The sequence below is a fragment of the Chryseobacterium sp. Leaf394 genome (assembly GCF_001424105.1).
Lineage (GTDB): Bacteria > Bacteroidota > Bacteroidia > Flavobacteriales > Weeksellaceae > Chryseobacterium.
In genome coordinates this window covers 98,777-119,738 of sequence record NZ_LMQH01000002.1, presented here as the reverse complement: position 1 = coordinate 119,738, position 20,962 = coordinate 98,777, and the positions used below count along the sequence as shown (strand labels likewise).

Here is a 20,962-nt window from a genome sequence, read left to right as displayed (position 1 = left end):
ATTTATTTAAAATGTAAGTGATTATTTATTCACTTTATATCTTTTGTCTGGCGTACCGTCCTTTTTCAGTTTCTGATTTTCCTTGTATCTTTTGTCAGGAGTTCCGTCTTTTTTAAGCTTTACGGCAGGTTTTGCAGCGGGCTTGGGTGCGGCAGCTTTTGTTGTTTTTGCGGTTTTAGGTGCTGCTTTTGTTGCAGGAGCAACCTGTTGTGCCTGAGCAATTCCCAATCCGATGATGAGGAACAGGGCTGTAATTAAATTCTTCATGTATATTTTTTTAAATTTTAAATCAAATATAAAAATAAATATTCATCATAACAAACACGACATCAAAAGTTTATGAAGTCTTCTAATCAAAAAAAACCTGCATCAATGATTTGAAGCAGGTTTTTGAGTTACATTTTTTTTAAATCTATCTGACGCAGTTGGCTGTCCAGGTTTTACCATCCTTCAGGTATGCGATTTTGAGGTCGTTGTTGTCGATTCTCACATACATCGTTCCATTAGAACCAACCATTACCAGGGTGTTATCTCCCTGTTTCTGAAATTCAAGACCGTTAAGATCAGGAATTCCATTGCTGAATGTAAAGTTGTATTTTGTTCCGCTTGCGATTTTGGTTACGAAAACACTTCCGTCGTTGGTGTTGATATTTGTGCTTCCGTCATTATACGAAATACTTCCTTTGTAAGTTCCTGCGAAGAAATCGTTGTCTGCCGGATCGTCGTCGTCCTTGCAAGAAGATAAACTTATCGCTGTGAACATCACAAGCACTAAAACACCGAAAATTTTCATTAAATTTTTCATAATACTTAAACTGTTTGGTTAGGTTATGGTCTTTTCCAAACGACGTGCCGAAGAAGAAAATATCAGAGGTTTTTTAACGAACTTTATAGTATTTGGGATAATTTTTAGAATACAAAACATACTGCAATATTGATACATTTCGCTGAGATGATAGACGCAGTAATATGTTGGTAAATTACCTTCTCTCTTTTTAGAATCAAATATTTAATTCCAGTATTTCGCAATAAAATTCAGTTCCATCTCAATGTTGATGTATTGCAATGTGCCGTCTCAAATATAAATTTGCGTATTTTTGCAGCAGATTACGGTTTCAGGAACAATTCTTGAAATCGCTTTTGTCGTTGATACCAAAATAATTTATGCAGCTAAAAAATATAGATAAAACACTTCTTCCTTCTTTCTTAAAGAAAGAATTCGGAAAAGATATTTTTACGGTTCTTGAAAAGGAAAATCACGTTTCTGTAAAGGGTTTTGCCGGCTCTGCACCAACGGTTTTTGTAGCCGAACTTTTTCTCACAAACAAAAAAACAATTCTTTATATTATTGATGATAAAGAAGATGCTCTGTACGTAAGTACCGAGATGGAAGATCTTTTGGGGAAAGAAAAAGTACTTTATTTTCCTGCAACACATCTGGAGCCTTATCAGGTGGAGAAAACACAGAACGCCAATCTTGTTCTCCGAACAGAGGTTTTAAATAAAATCAATGCAGGCAAATATCCGAAAGTGATTGTTGCCTACGCCGGAGCTTTATCTGAAAAAGTTTTGAAAAAGGAAGATTTTAAAGCTATTTCGCATAACATCAAGGTCTGCGATCAGCTTGATTTTGATTTTGTGGATGAACTTTTAAACCATTATCAGTTTAATCAGACTGATTTTGTTTCCGAGCCGGGCGAATTTTCTGTGCGTGGAGGAATTGTAGATGTGTATTCCTATTCCAACGAGAAGCCGTACAGAATTACTTTCTTCGGAAATGAAGTGGAAAACATCAAAACATTTGATATTGAGACGCAGCTTTCGGTTTCAAAAGTAGACAGTTTTCAGCTGGTTTCCAATATGAATTTTTCTGTTTCGGGAACAAAGGTTTCTCTTCTCGAAATTTTGCCTAAAGAATCTCTGATTGTTTCCAAAGATCTGGAATCTTCAAAATCAAAAATCAGAAGTTTCTACGAAAAAGCCCTGGAAAAATTTGACGGTCTAAATAAAGATATTGCCCACAGATCGCCACAGGAATTATTTATTTCTGATGAAGATTTCCTGTTTGAGTATAAAAAGTTTAAAAGAGTAGATTTTTCAGGTGCTTTGGCATCCGACATCCCTCATCAGGCTTCCGTTGTTTACAATCAGACTTCACAGCCGTCATTCCACAAAAACTTTGAATTGCTGGTGGAAGATCTCGAAGAGAAAGAGGCTGCAGGTTACGAAATGTGGATCTCATTTTCCGGCGAAAAGCAGAAAGAACGACTCGAATCTATCTTCGAAGATGTAGGCAGAGGTGATTCCGGCAAGCGTGAAATTAAATTTAAAAGTTTTAAATCTGAACTTCATGAAGGTTTCGTAGATCCCGACAGTAAAATAATCGTTTATACAGATCATCAGATTTTCGACCGCTACCAACGTTATAAGGCCAAAAATTCGTTTGCCAAATCTGAACAGCTGACTTTAAAAGATTTAATGTCTTTAAAAGTTGGAGATTACATCGCCCATATCGATCACGGTATCGGAAAATTCATGGGTCTTGTAAAAGTAAACAACGACGGAAAAGTACAGGAATGTTTCAAACTGGTCTATAAAAACGGAGATCTTTTATATGTAAGCATCCACTCGCTTCATAAAATTTCAAAATACAACGGTCCAGACGGAAAAGAAATCGTTTTAAGTAAATTGGGATCACCGGCATGGAAATCTTTAAAACAGAAAACAAAAGCCAAGGTTAAACAGATTGCTTTTGATCTAATTAAATTATACGCCCAGCGAAAAATGGCAAAAGGATTTTCCTATTCGCCCGACTCTTACCTTCAGAACGAGTTGGAAGCCAGTTTCGTTTATGAAGATACGCCCGATCAGGAAAAAGCGACCATCGATGTTAAAAAAGACATGGAAGCAGAAACGGTGATGGACCGTCTGGTCTGCGGAGACGTAGGTTTCGGGAAAACTGAAGTTGCTATTCGTGCCGCTTTCAAAGCAGCTACTGACGGAAAGCAGGTGGCTATTCTTGTGCCGACTACGATTCTTGCATTTCAGCATTACAGAAGTTTTAAAGACAGACTGAAAGATTTCCCGGTGAATATTTCGTATCTAAACCGTTTCAGAACGGCAAAACAGAAATCTGAAACTCTCGCCGGACTTAAAGAAGGAAAAGTTGACATCGTTATCGGAACACATCAGCTGGTTTCAGATAAAGTGAAATTTAAAGATTTAGGTCTGCTTGTAATCGACGAAGAGCACAAATTTGGAGTTGCTGTAAAAGATAAACTCAAAACTTTCAAATCAAATGTCGATACTCTGACGCTAACAGCTACGCCGATTCCGAGAACATTACAGTTTTCTCTGATGGCCGCGCGCGACCTTTCCGTAATAAAAACTCCACCACCCAACAGACAGCCTGTGGAAACACACATGGTTGGTTTTGATGAAGAACTTTTAAGGGATGCCATTTCATACGAGTTGCAACGTGACGGGCAGGTTTATTTTATCAACAACAGAATCGAAAATCTGAAAGATATTGCAGGTTTAATTCAAAGGCTTGTTCCGGATGCGAAAGTGATTACGGGACACGGTCAGATGGACGGAAAACAGCTTGAGCAGAATATTCTCGATTTCATGGAAGGAAAATACGACGTTTTGGTCTCAACCACAATCATTGAAAGTGGGGTGGATGTACCGAACGCCAACACGATTTTCATCAATGATGCACAGCGTTTCGGGATGGCAGATGTGCACCAGATGAGAGGACGGGTAGGGCGAAGTAACAGAAAAGCCTTCTGTTATCTCATCACGCCTCCTTTAGATATGATTACATCTGATGCAAAAAAAAGACTGGAAGCGATTGAGCAGTTTTCAGATTTGGGAAGTGGTTTTCAGATTGCCATGAAAGATTTGGAAATTCGTGGTGCCGGCGATCTTCTAGGTGGAGAGCAGAGTGGATTCATCAATGAAATGGGTTTTGAAACGTATCAGAAAATGATGCAGGAAGCTTTGGAAGAGCTGAAAGACGATGAGGAATTCGGAAGTTTATTTGAAAATGAAGAAGACCGCCAGAAATTATTTAAATCCGTAAAAGAAGTCAACATCGACACAGATCTTGAACTGATGTTGCCTGATTCGTATGTTTCAAGCACCGAAGAAAGATTGTTGCTGTATCAGAAATTAGCTGAGATAGATAATGAAAATGACCTGCAGAAATTTGAAGCAGAATTAAAAGACCGGTTTGGGGAACTGCCTGAAGAGGTAGTCAATCTTCTTAAAAGTGTTGCCCTTAAATGGCTTGCTGCCGAAATTGGCTTCGAAAAGATTGTGATGAAAAACAGTGTTTTCCTCGGTTATTTCCCATCCAATCCGCAGGATAAATTTTATCAGACCGAAAAATTCAGAAATATAATTTCTTATTTGACTCAGAATCCGGCGCAGGCACAGCTGAAAGAAAAAGCAGGAAAAGAAGGCAATAATCTCATGATGCGGAAAGATAAAGTTAAAAATGTGGATGAGGTGAATAAATTACTTAAAGCAATTCTCGGTTAAAATAATCCCAGCAAGAAAAAATCTAAAAACACGTTTTTAGATTTTTTTTTGTTAATTAGATAATATAAGTCCTTTAATGTTGAAAATAATTTATATTTGTTTCAAATTAATTAAAAACTTATGACCAAAAACAATTTTATTACAGGAGTTTCAGCATTATTTTTAGGTTTTCTGTCTTCATGTGACAATACAACTGCAGATCCCATCAACAACAGCCTTAACAATCCGAATAATCCCCCGGGAAGTGGCGGGAGCACAACTACAATCCTGGGTCCGCGGATTTTACACAAAATTACTGTAAATACGGATGTCAATCAGGAATATGTCACTACAGGAACCACCCTGGAGAAAGCAATTTTCAAGGAATCAGGCGGTCCCAATTCATATCTTATCGGAAGAGTTACTTATACAGCAGGGAAGATTTCCAGGGTGAAATTTGAGCAGGAAGTCAACGGTTCTGTACCAGCGAACGGACTGTCGTATGATTACAACATTACGTACGATTCCAGCGGAAAGATTAATTACACCACTTGTACGACGATGGCAGGCACTATGCCAAGTTTCAACAGTGAATACACCTACACCTACGATGGCGCGGGCAAAATGACCAAAATTGTTGAGAAGAAAAAATCAGGAAGCACTTATACTCATTTCACCAATTATACAATTACAAATACAGGAGATAATATCACAAAAGTGGCTACGGAAATGGGAATAACAAGTCCCACAGGTGTTCCGGATATGTCTTCGGTTGTTGCAAACATCTCGTATAATTTTGATGGTTATGATTCAAAAATTAACCCTTACACCACATTGCCAAAATCATTTTTTGTAGCCTGGAGTCTGTTGCACCCTGCTAATTTTTCTTCGCTGTCAGCAAACAACGTAACTAATTTTACGGTTATTAATCCTTCACCGATACCAGCAATTCCGGGAGCTTATACTTATCTGTATGATTCACAGAATTATCCTGTATCTGACCAGAGTCAATTTCAAAAATATATTTATAAGGCTCTTTGATGTTTTATATGAATAAAACTTTCAAGTAGATTAAGATTAATTGCTTTTAAAAAAGCTATCTGAGTTAGTTGAAAGTGTCGGAAAAAATTATCCTTTTAAACTGAAAACTGCCTCGCAAAGGCAGTTTTTTTATTGCTTTTTTTAGAAGCATTTTAATGTGTTTTTTAAACTGAAAATGAAAGTTATTTCAGAAAATTCCGGGAAATTAAGCAGAGCATTTTTGTGTAATCGATAACAATATTGCGATATTGCCTGCCATTTTGGGAAAAATTATGAGATTATTTTAGTAAAAAACTGATAAAAATCATGTTTTATTTCAAATATGAAGTAAAAATAAATTATTGAAAATCAGTTTTTTAAAAAATAATTCGTTCTCAATGTTAAAAATTATTAAAATTATATTAAAAAAAGTTTAATATAGAAAACAGAAAAATCAAACGCAAACGTGCAATCGATTACGCAGAGGTTTTTCATAATTTTTATGATAAGAAATTTGTGAAGTAGCTAAGCTCAAATTACTTGTCGGAAACAGCAAATTTAAACTCACAAAAAACACTAATCAATTATGTCATTTGAAAAACTAACAGGTTCCGGCTTTGTTCGCAAAAAGCTCGCTGTCTTGTTTCTCTTTTCTTCCGCAGTAGTATTTGCACAGCAGGGGAAAGAAGTGAGCGGAAAAATCACAAACGACAAACAGGCGGCCATGCCTAATGTCAAAGTAACTGAGGAAGGAACCGAAAACACTGTAACTACAGACGCAGAAGGGAACTTCATTATTACGCTTCTTAAAGATCAGTCAGCTCTTTCTGTTACAACAGACGGTTTCCAGACACAGACTATACCAGTAGATAACCGAAGCTTCATTGCCATTCCTCTGCAGGAAGATAAAACAAAAAATATTGAACAGGTTGTAATTGTAGGATACGGATCTGTAAAAAAGACCGATCTTACAGGCTCAGTGAACACACTGAGTGCCGAAAGAATCGTAGAAAGAAATACAACAAGTCCACTGGAAGCGATCCAGGGAAGTATGGCGGGTGTGAATATATCTGCAAACTCAGGAAGAGTGGGGGATGGTTTTAAAATGACTATCAGAGGAAACAACTCTTTGATCTCTTCAGGAAACCCTTTGTACGTCGTAGACGGTGTTCCCACAGATAATATTGACTTTCTGAATCCTCAGGATATCGCAAGAATGGATGTTTTGAAAGATGCATCTTCAGCGGCAATTTACGGTTCAAGGGGAGCAAGTGGTGTCGTAATCGTTACCACAAAAAGTGGTGCAACAGTAAAATCAGGCGTTAATGTTTCTCTTGAAACATCCTACGGTATCAGAACCGCGGCACGTCTTCCCCAGATGATGACAGGAGCGGAATGGTGGAAGTTTCATCAGGCAGCCTATTTGAGCGCAACTCCACTTACGCAGACTCCTGCAAACCTTGCATCTCTGGCCGGAAATCAAAGTCCACTCTTGGTGCAGAGAGCGAATAACGGATACAACTTCGATTGGTATGATGCTGTACTTCAGCCGGGTACTATGCAGAATCACTATTTAAATATTGCAGGGAGATCAGATGGTGGAATGGCCTATAATCTTTCATTCGGTGTTCAGGGAAATGAGGGACTTATAGAAAATGATTCAAACAAGAAATATACTTTCAAACTCGGAGTAAATCATAAAATTAATTCTAAGTTTACCACGGGTGCTAATATAACCCTGGCCAGAATAATCACTGACTATGGCAGTGATACGGCGATGCAGTCGGCATTCAGTTTTAGCCCTCTTATTTCTCCTTATGCGGTAGATGCTCAGGGTAATGACATTGTTGGAAAATTATTTACTTTACCGGGAAAACTCTTGTATCCTGACGGTTCATGGGCTATTAACAAAACGAGTACTATAAATCCTTTGGTAGAAATCGCGAACTCTCAACAGAATGAAAAAAGCTGGCAGGTCGTTGGGAATGTATTTTTACAGTATCAACCGGTGAAATGGATGTCATTCAAGACAACTTTCTCGGGTGGATTTAATCAGTCAGCTTTAGGAATTTCAAATGCTGCAGAAACTAATATTGGTATTGCTACAAATAACCAAAACTCAGCATCGCTTTACAAAACAGAAAACTTCAACTACACATGGGATAATCAAATTGATTTAAAACATACATTCAATGATATTCATGATGTGAGCTTACTGCTTCTTCAGAGTATTTATTCCAGTACAGATCAGTGGAGCTACGGTTATTCTTATGGGATGCCTTTTGGTACAGGATATTATAATTTGGGAGCCGGTTTACCTGCCAGTTTCCAGTTGGATAACAGAGGTGAAATACCTCCTTATATGAAAAGAACATTGAGTTCATTTGCTGCACGGTTAAATTACAGTTTTAAAGACAAATACCTGCTTACAGCTTCATCAAGATGGGATGGATCTTCTGTTTTAGCATCCGGTAACCAGTGGACTGTTTTCCCGTCGCTTGCTTTAGGCTGGAAACTGAAGAAAGAATCATTTTTGGAAAATGTAAAAGCAATTTCAGATTTAAAACTGAGAGCCAGTATAGGATATACCGGAAATGATAATGTAAACCCTTACCAAACTCTGGCATTGCTTAATCAGCAGACTTTTTACGCAAATGGCGGCGTATTGGTTCCAGGTTGGCAAAGTGCCAATTTGGCAAACAGAACTTTAACGTGGGAAAAAACCAGAGAATTAAACTTTGGGGTTGATTTTGGATTATTGAGAAATCGAATTACAGGTACTGTAGATGTATACGACAGACTTTCCGAAGATTTGATTTATCCTCAGCAACCACCAGCTGAAAACGGATATAGACGTACCTATTCAAATGTTGGATCCGTACGGAACAAGGGTGTTGAAGTATTGCTTACCACAAAAAATATCAAAACCAATTTTATAACCTGGGAAACGACGTTTACCTTTACTAAAAATGTAAACGAATTAGAGTCTATCTACGGTCAGAACAGGGTAAGTGATATAGGTAATAATTTGATTTTAGGAGCTCACCTTAATCCTAATTATAATTATGTTTTCGACGGAGTATGGCAGGAAAGTGAAGCAGCTCAGGCAGCTTCTTACGGAATGGCACCCGGGCAGGCCAGGCCAAAAGATTTAAATGGGGATGGAAAATTTAATGCTGACGACAGAACGGTAATCGGAAGTGCTGTACCAAAATGGCAGGGGAGTTTTTACTCAAGGCTTACTGTAGGGAAATTTGATTTCAATTTCTCTGTAATAACCAACCAGGGACAGACTGTCTTAAGTACATTCCATCAAATGTTTGCTGATGTTTCAGACAGAGGAAGACAAAAAATGGCTATGGAATATTTTGTTCCCAGTAATTCTGCCGGTTTGGAGGCAAATGCTAATAATTCCAACCCAAGACCCGGTGCAATCGGTACTGGTGCAGGTACATTCTGGCAAAGCGGATTTGGATACTACAGAGATGTCTCTTTTGTTAAGGTGAAAAATATTTCATTGGGATATACTTTTGATGCAGACTTTTTGAAGAGAATCAAAATGAATAATTTAAGATTATATGTAAATGTGCTGGATCCATTTGTATTTACAAAGTTTGACGGATACGATCCTGAATGGGCTGCTGCCGGCAGAGGTATCAACAGGCCTGCGGCAATCACAACGCAACTGGGTTTAAGTGCTAAATTTTAATTGAGAAAAACATGAAAAAAATAATATTAACATTAGTTTTTGCTACAGCGGTTTTTAACTCCTGTAACGATTTTATTGTAGAAGAAAGTTTATCATACGTGGAAGCAGATGAAACGTACAAAACAGCTTCTGGTTTTCAGTTGCTTGTAAATTCAAATTATGCATGGCTTAAAGGGATGTATGGCGGCGATCCATGGCTTTTCGTGGCGGGAACCGATATGTATGCGGAGGGAAGAACTCCAGAACCTGCAGGTTTGAGCCAGTATACGCAGCTGATTCCATCGTCAGAAGGCGTTGATCAATTGTACATGTCTTCTTATCAGCTTATCCAGTCAGTAAACAAAACGATTTATTATTCTACACTTACAGAACAGACGGCTAATGTGCCGGTGTTGGTTGGTGAAGCAAGATTTTTAAGAGCAAATGCATATTTTCTTTTAGTGCAAACCTACGGAGGAGTGCCAATTGTTGAGCAGAACTTTACAGCTCCGGTATTGCAGTTTGACAGAAATACAGCTCAGGAAGTGTACACGTATATAATCAAAGAACTAGAGGCATCACTACCTGCGGTTGGAAATACAGCTTATGTAAGCAGTGGAAGAGTAAATAAAAAAGCAGTTAATGATCTTCTTGCAAAAGTATATCTTACCAGAGGCTATGAAACTTTTGGTTCTGCTTCAGATTTTACGACTGCAGCAACTTACGCAGATGCTGCTATTGGAGGTCAGGCACTTACTCTCACTCCAGCTCAGTTGTATGCTCCTGCTACCGAATTGAATGCAGAAACCATTTTCTCAGTTCAGTATGATAAAAGCTCTACGGCAACTTCCCCTACAACATTGGGAAACAAACAGTTCTACTATTTCAGTTCCTATCTGGGAGGTGCAGAAACGCAGGGGAGTGCGCCTTTGAGAAGTTACAATCTCTGTCCGACAAAATATGCTCTGGAGTTATTTAAACAGGGCGATTCAAGATGGGAAGCTACCTTTATGAATGTAGTTTACGAAAGATACTATGACTTCTTTAGAGTATCCGATCATTCATCACTTAAAATCAAGCATTTCTATGAGCCGTTGTGGTACACAGCAGCAGATAAAACATCGTGGATGACTGCTAATGCAGCAAAACTGGCAAACGGATTTATCTACCACGATAAAGGAACATATGATGCAGCATATACTCTTGTTAAAAATTTAGATTACCAGACGATTCCTGTGAAGAAGTTTGACGATCCAGCGTTAACTACACCGGCAAGTACAGGGCCGGTAAGTACAAGAGATATTACCATTGCGAGGTTGGCAGATACCTATCTTATTGCTGCCGAAGCTTATTTAAAAGCAGGAAACCCAGGCCTAGGTCTGACCAGACTGAATGCTGTAAGAGCAAGAGCGGGCGTTACCGCTGCGACACCTGCAGAATTCAACATCAGCTATATTCTTGATGAAAGAGGAAGAGAAATGCTGGGAGAATACAACAGATGGTTTGACCTTAAACGTACCGGAACTTTGGTTGCCAGAGCTGTTCAGTATAATTATAAAATTACAAGCGCATCTCAGTTTAACGGAAATGGCGGTAATCTGAAAATACTAAGACCGATTCCGCAAACGGTGTTGGATTTAAATCAAAATAAAAATTTCCCGCAGAACCCTGCATATTAAAAAAAACTTCATTATTTTATTGATTATTAGGAGACTGTCCCCGGTGGCAGTCTCTTTTTCTTTTAAATCTTAAAATTTTTTAGGTATCTGAAGTAATTATGATACTTATATATTTAAATCGTTAAATTTTTAATATTATTTTGCCACATTCTTCGTAAGAAAGTGTTTCTTATGTAAAAAAAAATTATATTTGTGGAAAAATAAGTAATCTCTTTGAAAATGAAACAACTTTTCTATTTTATATTGCTGGTTGCAGGTTTGTCTTCTATACACTCTTGTAAAGATTTGGTGGATGAAGAAGGAAATCCGCTGAACGATCTTAACGAAAACACGGGTCTTAACGGACCGAGATCTTTATTTAGAGAAATTACAGATTCTGATACCATTGCAGAATACCGTTACAACGGGCTCTTACTTTCTAAAGTTCTTACAAAAGGAAAATCTACCAGATCTGTAACAGATTTGATGTGGAGTGGTGATAAAGTAAGCAAAATTACATTTTACGGATTTTTAGATGAAGATAAAGACGGTTCTCTGGATGCTGACAGTGTAGCCTACACTCAATTACTTACGTACGGAGCAGGAGGCAGACTGACGATTATCGCAGAAAACAGAATTACCTACGTGAAGAAAATTCCTCCAGGAGGTACTGTACCTGCTTTACCTTGGATAGTGGATAAAAAGTATAAAAAAATCTACAATCTTGAGTACGCAACCGGTACAGACAAACTGAATAAAATCACCATGAGAAATGGTGAAGAAGTTACAGGAGTGCCATTTGACTATACCCTGTATTCAGTTTCAAACTATGCTTATTCCGGTGACAATATTGCTACAGTTGAAAGAAACTACGGAGCAATTAATGCAGGAACATTCGGAACACCAACGGAGAAATACAAGTATGAATATTTCACTTTAGATACTCAGATTAATCCTCACACTTTGTTGCCATTTGCTTATAAAATTTCTCATTTGCTTTCTACAAGAGTGAATGATGAAAAAAGCCACAGCTTGTCGATCAACAATCCAAAAAGAATGACGATTACAGATCTAATGACTCCTATACCGGCACCAATTGTATTTACAACCAATTACTCATACGATCCTCAAACGTATATGACGAGAGGTTTTGGTATCAATTACCTTTATAAGCCGCAATAAATTAAAAGTTTTCTTTAACATAAATGCCCGATCTTTACTGAGATTGGGCTTTTTTATTTTTAAAAATTTAATTTTGCAAAAAGATTTAGAATGAAATACCTTATCGTAGGATTAGGAAATAAAGGAGCTGAATACGAAAACACCCGCCATAACATAGGATTTAAGGTAGCAGAAAAAATCGCTGAAACTTTGGAATCACCATTCAGTACAACCAATTTTGGATGGATGGCAGAAGGGAAATACAAAGGCAGAAAAGTCTTTGTACTTAAACCTGATACGTACATGAATCTCTCCGGAAATGCAGTGAAATACTGGATGCAGAAAGAAAATATTCCTCTGGAAAATGTATTGATTGTAACAGATGATCTTGCTTTACCTTTTGGAACTTTACGAATGAAAATGAAAGGATCTGATGCCGGACACAACGGTCTTAAAAGCATTCAGGAACAACTGCAGACGCAAAATTACGCACGCCTCAGATTCGGTATTTCTGCTGAGTTTTCAGAAGGCAGACAGGTAGATTACGTTTTAGGAACCTGGAATGAAGAAGAATCTGAAAAACTTTCTGAAAGAATAGAAAAATTCTCGAAAGCATGTCTGTCATTTGTTTTTGCAGGAATAGGCAATACCATGTCTGCATTCAACGGAAAATAAAAAAAGACCATTTCACAAAACGGAAATGGTCTTTTTACTTTAAACTTTTACCGGTCGAAAATTTTCATCATCAGCCGTCATCGAACATCAATCACCAAACATCCGTCATCACACATCCAACACCACTACATCGCCCTTGTATGCGTAATCACAATATGAGAATTTTCATCGGTTTCATAATCTTTATAAGATGTTTTAAAACCTAATAATTCAACTTCAATATCTTCTTCCACTGCTCTCACATTGGCAAATTCCTGTATCATTTCAAGAACGTCTGTAGCAATATATGCGGTTTGTCTTGCGTCAAAAATAACTTTAGAATTGGGTTTGATATTTTTTAAGGTCTTTTTAATGGCAGCTTTATTCAGAAAAGAAACTTCCTCTGCCAGCTTCATGGTGATTTCGTCCGCATTGGTCAGTTTTTCTTTGCTTAAATAATAGGCACGCTTCATATTTCCCTGCAGAATATAAAAAATGGAAATGGCCAGACCAATTCCTACTCCTTTCAGCAAATCGGTGAATACAATGGCTACAACCGTTGCTACAAAAGGAATGAACTGGAATTTACCCAGCGACCAGAAATGTTTGAAAGTTGCTGGTTTTGCCAGACGGTATCCTACAATAATCAATACTGCGGCAAGTGTTGCCAGCGGTATTTTATTTAAAACCATAGGAATCGAAAGTACACAGATCAAAAGAAGCACACCATGAATAATTGTAGATGCCTTGGTGGTAGCTCCTGCATTGGCATTTGCCGAACTTCGCACTACAACTGAAGTCATCGGAAGTCCACCAATGAATGAACTTACAAGATTTCCAATTCCCTGTGCTTTGAGCTCAAGATTGGTATCTGTGATTCTTTTCTGCATATCAAGACGGTCAGATGCTTCTATGCACAACAATGTTTCAATTGAAGCAACAATAGCAATCGTGGCGCCTGCAAGCCAGACATTATAATTGGTAAATCCGGAAAAATCCGGAAAAGTAATCAGGTTTTTAAAATCAGCAAGATTCTGAGGAACGGGTAGAGAAACCAAATGCTGCTTTTCAATGGTAAGGCTGCTGCCGCTCATTTTAAAGAATTCATTTATAAGAATTCCGGCAGCTACAGCTACCAGGGCGGCGGGAAGTATTTTCAGTCTTTTGAGTGTAGGGATTTTGTCCCATAAAATTAAAATTCCCACCGAAATCAAAGTGATTAAAACTGCGCCAGGCTGTATTGCCGAAAGAGCTTCCGTAAAATAATTAAAATTGATTCCTTTATCAAAGAGGGTTTCGTTTCCTTCAAAATCTTTATCGAAACCAACAGCGTGTGGAAGCTGCTTAAGGATAATGATAATTCCGATGGCTGCGAGCATTCCTTCAATAACGTTGTTGGGGAAATAATTGGAAATGCTTCCTGCTCTCACAAAACCAAGAACAAGCTGCATGACACCTGCAATAATACCTGCACAGAGAAAAAGATCAAAAGCACCAAGATCTGTAATGGCATTGAGGACAATCGTGGTAAGCCCTGCTGCAGGACCTGAAACTGATATATTGGAGTTACTGATAAAGCCAACTATAATACCGCCGACAATACCTGCGATAATTCCGGAAAGGGCAGGAGCTCCGGATGCTGATGCAATACCAAGACAAAGAGGCAGTGCAACGAGGAATACCACCAAACCTGAAGGCAGGTTTTCTTTGATCCCTCCCATTAAAGTTTTCGTTTTTTTCATGGTTGAAAAAATGTTTTTGTAGATGCTGGAAATATGGAATGCCGGTTCAGTATAAAACGGCAGTATAAAAGGAAAGCAGTGCATTAAATAGAATTAATACACTGCAAATTTATTTATGCCTCCGGAGGCGGAGAAAATATGTTGAGGTAAGGAGACAGATGACAGCGGTCATCGGTCTGCACAAAAGAGCTGCCTTCACTGTCAGGCTCAAAAAACTTCAGGTGATCGTACACATTCAGAGTTTTTGGAAGCGTCTTTTCTACAACAGATAAGAAAGAGGAATAAGGAGAATGATTTTCTTCTTCGTTCACCACTACATTCGTTTTCACCAAATCCCATCCCAAAACCGAAGCAATACTTGGTAAAGCTGTGAAGTTGAGTACGAATAATAATGTAATAATGCTCCAGATTTTCATTGCTCTCAGATCTCTTTTAGACTATCTTCTAGTCATGGTCCATTTGTCTTCGCTCAGGTTATAAATCTTTTGAATGTCTTTCAGTTCTTTTTCGAAATCGATTTCAAGATCAATAATGTTTCCTGATCTCATGTCAAAAACCCATCCATGTACAATAGGATACTCTTCTGCAATGTATCTTTCCTGTACACATGCCATTTTGATAACGTTGATGCACTGTTCAAGTACATTCAGCTCTACCAGCCTGTCATAGCGCTTATCAGCATCTTCGATGCCGTCAAGCTCTGTCTGATGTATTCTGTATACATCACGGATGTTTCTCAGCCATGGATTAAGAATTCCCAAATCCTGAGGGGTCATTGCCGCTTTCACGCCACCGCAGTTGTAATGTCCGCACACAATAATGTGTTTTACTTTCAGGTGAGAAACAGCGTATTCCACTACAGATGCTGCACTCATATCCAGCGCGTTCACAACATTGGCAATGTTTCTGTGTACAAAAACTTCCCCTGGTTTTGCTCCCATCAATTCTTCAGCTGTTGCTCTGCTGTCTGAACATCCGATGTAAAGATACTCCGGCGTCTGACCGCTTGCTAATTCACTAAAAAAATTCGGGTTGTCTCCTATCTTAGACTCTACCCACTTTCTGTTGTTTTCGAAAATAACTTCGTACGAATTTGACATAAAATAATATTTAAAGGTTATAATTATCGTTTCTCGTTTAAATTATTTTCTATTTTGATAGTTTCTGTCAATAATTATACAAATCTATAATATTTGGCAATATCTCAACTATTTTTAACATTGTTTAATATTTTTAAATCCTGTTGTTGATATAGCCAGCCGTTGCTTCTTCGGTAGGATATATTTTTGCGGGATTTCCTGCCACTACAGAATTTTCAGGGACATCAAAATTTACATAGGCATTTGGTGCTACCAAAACGTTGTTGCCAATTTTAATTCTTCCCACCAGAACGGCATTTGGGCCAATCCATACTTCATCACCTATTTCCGGATAGCCTTCATTTTTTCCTCTGTTCTGCTGTCCAATCGTTACACCCTGAGCAATATTACAGTTTTTACCGATTTTAGCTTTCGGATTTACCACCAGACTTCCCCAGTGTCCGAGATAAAGACCTTCCCCAATCTGCGTTTCCGGATAAATCTGAAACCCGTATTTAATCTGAAAATGTCTCAGAACAAGTCTCCAGTAAAATCCCAGAAGAGGAGTTTTATTAAATCTCTGAGTTTTCCTCAAAACATAAATAAAATGCAGATTCGGATTGATACATTTCAAAAGAATCTGTAAAGGGGAGAGCCATTTCCCGCTTTCCCGGTAAAAATCTTTCTGTATCGTGGAATATTTTCTCGACATGTAACAAATTTAAGAAATCTCTTATTTATTTTGTGATTAAATTTTAATTATACTTCATCCAGAACAGCCGAAATTGCAGTCACTGATTTTTCTAAACTGAAAGGCATTTCTGCATTTTCTAATCGTGAAATATAAGGCTGAAAAAAGTTCTGATCTGAAATGGCTTTTTTCATTCCATCATAAATTCCTGTTTCAGAATTTTCAACAATCAATCCCAGCTGACCATCTTTAAGCATTTCCCGTACGCCTGAAACGTCGGTGGCAATGATTTTCTTTTTTAACGTAATCGCTTCAAACAAAACCGTAGGAAAACCTTCATATCTCGAACTTAAAATATAAAAATCTGCCTTTTTAAAATAAGGATAAGGATTGTCTGTAAAGCCGTATAGAGTAGCTGTTTCATCAACGTTGAGTTCAGTTTTCAGCCTTTTAATGTTTTCGAAGTCATAGCCGTCACCAACGATAAGAATCTTATGCTGGAATCCTTCATCCAAAAGTTTTTTATGTACTTTCAGAAGCCTGTCGAAACCTTTCTGTGGAAAAACTGTTCCTACCGAAATAAACGTGGGAACTTTCACGTCAAACTTGTAGTTGATAACATTTTTTTCCGCTTTCGTTAAAATTTCTTCGGTGTCTAAAGGATTGTAGATCTTTACGATCTTATTTTTTTCAGTTTCATTTTGAGCCAGATCTTTAAAAAGCTGCTCAATCTTTTCGGAAATGACCATGATTCTGTCAAAACCAAAAAACTTTCTGATCTCAACTTCAGAATAACCTTTTACCTTAGAAAGATCGTTGTGAATCCAGACAATTTTTTTGGATGCCCGTAAAGGAGAATTTAAAATTTCATCCCGCATTCCGTGAATGGCTGCAAACTCAATGTCGTATTTCCTGCCCTTTAATTTTCCATTATAAAGCAAGCCTGGGAATTGGTTCAAAAGGTTCTGATAGACAACCCGGAAAGCCTTTTTCGGAATATCCTGAACACGGTTGGTGGTGATCATTTCACCTTTGTTAAGATAAATAATATTGATCCATTCAGGGACATCTTTCAGATATTTTCCTGAATACAAATTTAAAAGAAGATCAATTTCATATTTGTCCTGTGGGAGATTTTTAAGAAAAGTAACCAGAACTTTTTCCGCTCCGCCGTGACGGAGTGAGCCAATTCTGATGAGTATTTTTTTCTTTTTCATTTCTTCGTGTGTGTTTTTGGATTTTCTTCACATATACTTCAGGTCATGCTGAATTTCGGTCTCTTTTACAATTTCTTCACAGGTTTGTAAGTGTGAGGAAGATTGGCCTTGATATGCGCTTCAAGAAGATGTCTTGTGGGCTCCAGTTCCCTCGGATACATCACATTATTGGCGAGCAGTTTGTCACCGTATTCCTCAACTGTACATATAAATTTTGCAGGAACACCGGCAAATACAGTTCCTTTGGGCATGGATGTTGTCAGGATTGAGCCTGCTCCCAAAATACAGTTGTCCTGCATTTCAACGCCCGGCATAATGATGGTGTCGGCGCCAATGAGGCACTGTTTCCCGATTTTAATTCTGCCGAAAGTTCTTACATCTTTATATTTCTCAAAAAAGTGTAGAGCGTTTTGTCCGCCGTCGTGGTTTACAAACCGTACGTTATTAGAGAATGTCGTTTCATCTCCGATTTCTATTAAAAAAGGCTCTGTACCAAATTCCGGAACTTCTACAAATCTCACATTTTTACCTACCTTCAGTCCTTTCGCGATACATACTTTTAAATATATCCTCTGAATCATAAACTGATATGATGTGTGGAGTTTGAGAATTAAACGGTATAAAAAAAGCATTTCTAATTTTTTGTTAAGTTAAGAATGATATTTTCAACGGCATCAAAAATCTTCTGATTGTCAAATTGTTTTTCAATATCGACCAAATTTTCTTTTATTTTTTCGATGTATTGAGGTTCGGTCATAAATTTTTTCATTGCAGCGTACATTTCATCAGTTTCGTAATTGATGAGGTAACCGGTTCTGTCGTGCACGATCATTTCGGGGATTCCGCCAACGTTGGTTGATATAATGGGCTTCTTTAAAATCAGCGAATCGGCGATAATCAAAGGCCAGCTTTCAGATTCTGAAGGTAAAATAAAAAAATCTGCATTTTTCACGTAAGGATAAGGGTTTAATAGTGATCCTAAAAATTCAAAACTCTCAGTAACACCTAATTCAGTTGCCTGTTTCTTTAAATTGGTCATTTCTTCGCCATCACCAATCACGAAAATATGATGATCAAAACCGTCCTTTAAAAGTTTTGCATGAGCTTCCATTAATTTATGAAAACCTTTTCTGCTGTGAAGCCTTGCTACCGAAACAAAAACAGGTTTTTCAGGAAATTTAGGTGTGAATTCCAGTGCTTTTTTCTTCAATTCTTCAATGGGAATAGCATTCCGGACTACCTGATTTTCGGGAATATTAAGTTTTGGATAGGTTCCAATTAAAATATCTTTGGTCTGCTGAGATCCGAAAATGAAATAATCAAACTGAGGAATCTGTTTCAAAATTTCAGGAACGAGAGGCTGAAGTTTCGGTAAAGTAATATCTGAGTGAAACCAGCCAATTTTCTTTGAATTTTTATTAGATGAATTTAGAACCGAAGAAAAAGTGGCATAAGTTGGTGCAATTTCCACATCGAAATCAGCATTCAAAATTTTTGCTGTGATCTTCGGATTTTTGTGAGCTTTGTCAAGTTTAATTTTCCGTTTAGCCAGCTGTAATTTGTGAATCAGAGAATTTTTTGAAAAGTTCTCCCGTCCTTCACCAATAAAAACTTTTCTTACATGCGCCGGGATCTCGTTTCGCAATTCTCCCTGATTGATATTCAGGCAGATGGTCATGTTGAATTTTTCTCTGTCGAGACCGTTCAGCATGCTGAGGATTACTTTTTCAACACCACCCATTTCCATAGATCGCTGTCTGAAAAGTACTTTTATTTTTTGAGTTTCTTTCATCATTAATGCGTTTACTGGAACATAATTTTCAGTTTTTTCATAATTCTGAATGGGATGGAATTCTGGTATTCCAGAAGATCATAAATTTCTTTGGGTTGACTGTACTCGGACGGGATTTTTTTTCCGTTAATGGTTTTCAGACCGCGTCTTTTCATCGTGTTGAAAATAACTCTTGCAAAATATTCTCTTGATTTCGGGAGGTTTTCATTTTGTGAAATTCCACCGGAATGCGTTCTGTACAGATAATTCGGTTCATCAATATACTTTACCTTTCCTTTTTCATACATTTTAAGATAGAGATCCTGATCTTCGGCGATTCTCATCTCAGAATTCATCTTTTCTGTCTGCTCGTAAACATCTTTTCTGAAACACACGAAATGCACGATGTGCACAGGACAGTTAAAAAAATAAGGATCATTATTCACCACCTGCATACCCGATCTGAACTGCTCCAAAGGTTTTAAATCTTTATCACATTTCATAAAACTGGAGTAGGTGAGAACGGTTTTTGAATCTTTTAAAAAAACATCCGCTGCAGACTGCAGAGCATTCGGTGTAATCGCGTCATCGGGATCTACAAATCCGCAGATATTGCCGTTGGCAAGTTCTATCAGTTTGCTTTTTGTAATTCCGACACCGCTGTTTTTTTCATTTTTAAAAATATTAAAGCGCGAATCGTCTTTTACCAACTCAGAAATTATTTCCAGAGAATCATCTGTTGACGCATCGTCCAGAATTACCGCTTCCCAATCTGTAAAAGTCTGATCCATAATGGAGTGGTAGCAGTCTTCAAAGAACTTTCCGTTATTGTAATTGGCAATTAAGATTGAAAACTTCATGAGGAGGGAGGCGTCTTTGTATTAATAAATTTTCACAAAGATAAATAATCTGCTCAATCTGATAAAAATCTTTATTTTTGCACCATTAATAATAACACTGTGAGCGAAATAACCCGAGTTCTCAAGACTTTTATAGGCTATGCGAAACGTCCTGATCTGTATCCCGAATTAGGAAGAAAAATAATCAAGAATATTTTTAACCGGAACAGCGCGTTTAAAGGCAAGGAAAAGACGAATCTTTGGGCTTCCCAAATTGCCGTTAGTCAGAAAGATGCGGTAAAGAAACTTTTTAATCTTGATTTTCAGTCTTTCTCAGAAAAATATCCTCAGGAATTTCAAAAAGCTCTGGATACCCAAAACGCCTGCCCGATAAAAATGGGTGGTGCCGGTGCTCTGGAACTTTTATACAGTGCCTGCGAATATACTCAGGCAAAAGCGGTGATTGAAACAGGAGTAGCTTATGGCTGGAGTTCTTTTGCTACATTGACCTCATTACAAAAACGAAACGGAACTTTGTACAGTTCAGATATGCCGTATTTAGGGCAAAATGGAGATCAGTACGTTGGCTGTGTGGTTCCCGAAAATTTAAGATCCAACTGGAAACTCTTCCGTCACGCAGACCGTGAATCTTTACCTAAAATTTTAAAGGAAAGCGGCGAAATCGATGTTGTACATTATGATTCCGATAAATCTTATGAAGGTATGAAGTGGGCGTACGAAACACTTTATCCAAGATTAAGAAAAGGAGGTGTTTTTATTTCGGATGACATTAATGATAATTCTGCTTTTCAGGATTTTTGTGAACAGGAAAAAATTACGCCGACGGTTGTGGAGTTTGAAGGGAAATATGTTGGGGTTTTTGTGAAGTAAAACTTTTTATAAGCTGCTATTGTTGTC

17 protein-coding genes are annotated in these 20,962 nt (G+C 37.7%); 7 read left to right on the top strand and 10 right to left on the bottom strand.

Annotated features, from left to right (window positions below):
• Positions 1-21: 21 nt before the first annotated feature.
• Both ASG21_RS00530 and ASG21_RS00525 read right to left on the bottom strand, forming a co-directional pair.
• Positions 22-267, bottom strand: coding sequence for a hypothetical protein (locus ASG21_RS00530; protein WP_082482314.1), 246 nt, complete (start codon positions 265-267; stop codon positions 22-24).
• 145 nt (positions 268-412) lie between these two features.
• Positions 413-805, bottom strand: a complete 393-nt coding sequence (locus ASG21_RS00525; protein WP_056074558.1) for a hypothetical protein — start codon at positions 803-805, stop codon at positions 413-415.
• Positions 806-1,164: 359 nt separating this feature from the next.
• Between ASG21_RS00525 and mfd the strand changes: the two genes are divergently transcribed.
• The 6 genes from mfd (at position 1,165) to pth (ending at position 12,726) form a co-directional block, all read left to right on the top strand.
• On the top strand, positions 1,165-4,545 hold the full coding sequence (gene mfd / locus ASG21_RS00520) for a transcription-repair coupling factor (RefSeq protein WP_056074556.1): 3,381 nt from the start codon (positions 1,165-1,167) through the stop codon (positions 4,543-4,545).
• A 120-nt stretch (positions 4,546-4,665) separates the two neighbouring features.
• A complete protein-coding gene (locus ASG21_RS00515) occupies positions 4,666-5,565 on the top strand; it encodes a hypothetical protein (protein WP_056074554.1) in 900 nt (299 codons plus the stop codon).
• A 565-nt stretch (positions 5,566-6,130) separates the two neighbouring features.
• Positions 6,131-9,253 (top strand): SusC/RagA family TonB-linked outer membrane protein, encoded by a 3,123-nt coding sequence (locus ASG21_RS00510; protein ID WP_056074552.1) that lies wholly within the window; start codon positions 6,131-6,133, stop codon positions 9,251-9,253.
• A gap of 11 nt (positions 9,254-9,264) precedes the next feature.
• Positions 9,265-10,911: a RagB/SusD family nutrient uptake outer membrane protein gene (locus tag ASG21_RS00505; protein WP_056074551.1), complete on the top strand. Its 1,647-nt coding sequence runs from the start codon at positions 9,265-9,267 to the stop codon at positions 10,909-10,911.
• Positions 10,912-11,130: 219 nt separating this feature from the next.
• The gene (locus ASG21_RS00500; RefSeq protein ID WP_056074549.1) at positions 11,131-12,072 is read left to right on the top strand and encodes a hypothetical protein; all 942 of its coding nucleotides are present in this window, start codon (positions 11,131-11,133) and stop codon (positions 12,070-12,072) included.
• A gap of 90 nt (positions 12,073-12,162) precedes the next feature.
• The gene (pth, locus tag ASG21_RS00495) at positions 12,163-12,726 is read left to right on the top strand and encodes an aminoacyl-tRNA hydrolase (RefSeq protein ID WP_056074546.1); all 564 of its coding nucleotides are present in this window, start codon (positions 12,163-12,165) and stop codon (positions 12,724-12,726) included.
• A 125-nt stretch (positions 12,727-12,851) separates the two neighbouring features.
• On the opposite strand, the gene ASG21_RS00490 is transcribed toward pth, so the two are convergent.
• The 8 genes from ASG21_RS00490 to ASG21_RS00455 all read right to left on the bottom strand — a co-directional run bounded on the left by ASG21_RS00490 (position 12,852) and on the right by ASG21_RS00455 (position 20,065).
• The gene (locus ASG21_RS00490; RefSeq protein ID WP_056074624.1) at positions 12,852-14,447 is read right to left on the bottom strand and encodes a SulP family inorganic anion transporter; all 1,596 of its coding nucleotides are present in this window, start codon (positions 14,445-14,447) and stop codon (positions 12,852-12,854) included.
• Positions 14,448-14,560: 113 nt separating this feature from the next.
• Complete coding sequence (locus ASG21_RS00485) at positions 14,561-14,863, bottom strand: hypothetical protein (protein WP_056074544.1); 303 nt, start codon at positions 14,861-14,863, stop codon at positions 14,561-14,563.
• Between the two features lie 21 nt (positions 14,864-14,884).
• A complete protein-coding gene (locus ASG21_RS00480) occupies positions 14,885-15,547 on the bottom strand; it encodes a carbonic anhydrase (RefSeq protein ID WP_056074541.1) in 663 nt (220 codons plus the stop codon).
• A 133-nt stretch (positions 15,548-15,680) separates the two neighbouring features.
• Complete coding sequence (locus ASG21_RS00475) at positions 15,681-16,238, bottom strand: serine acetyltransferase (protein ID WP_056074539.1); 558 nt, start codon at positions 16,236-16,238, stop codon at positions 15,681-15,683.
• 47 nt (positions 16,239-16,285) lie between these two features.
• Positions 16,286-17,434: a glycosyltransferase gene (locus tag ASG21_RS00470; RefSeq protein ID WP_056074538.1), complete on the bottom strand. Its 1,149-nt coding sequence runs from the start codon at positions 17,432-17,434 to the stop codon at positions 16,286-16,288.
• Between the two features lie 65 nt (positions 17,435-17,499).
• Positions 17,500-18,066 carry an acyltransferase gene (locus ASG21_RS00465; RefSeq protein ID WP_056074536.1) on the bottom strand — a complete coding sequence of 189 codons (567 nt, stop codon included), beginning with the start codon at positions 18,064-18,066 and terminating at the stop codon, positions 17,500-17,502.
• 2 nt (positions 18,067-18,068) lie between these two features.
• Complete coding sequence (locus ASG21_RS00460) at positions 18,069-19,229, bottom strand: glycosyltransferase (protein ID WP_241773428.1); 1,161 nt, start codon at positions 19,227-19,229, stop codon at positions 18,069-18,071.
• 8 nt (positions 19,230-19,237) lie between these two features.
• Positions 19,238-20,065 carry a glycosyltransferase gene (locus tag ASG21_RS00455; RefSeq protein ID WP_056074533.1) on the bottom strand — a complete coding sequence of 276 codons (828 nt, stop codon included), beginning with the start codon at positions 20,063-20,065 and terminating at the stop codon, positions 19,238-19,240.
• 99 nt (positions 20,066-20,164) lie between these two features.
• Here ASG21_RS00455 and ASG21_RS00450 point away from each other — a divergent pair, with 99 nt between their 5' ends.
• A complete protein-coding gene (locus tag ASG21_RS00450; protein ID WP_056074531.1) occupies positions 20,165-20,935 on the top strand; it encodes a class I SAM-dependent methyltransferase in 771 nt (256 codons plus the stop codon).
• Positions 20,936-20,962: the final 27 nt, after the last annotated feature.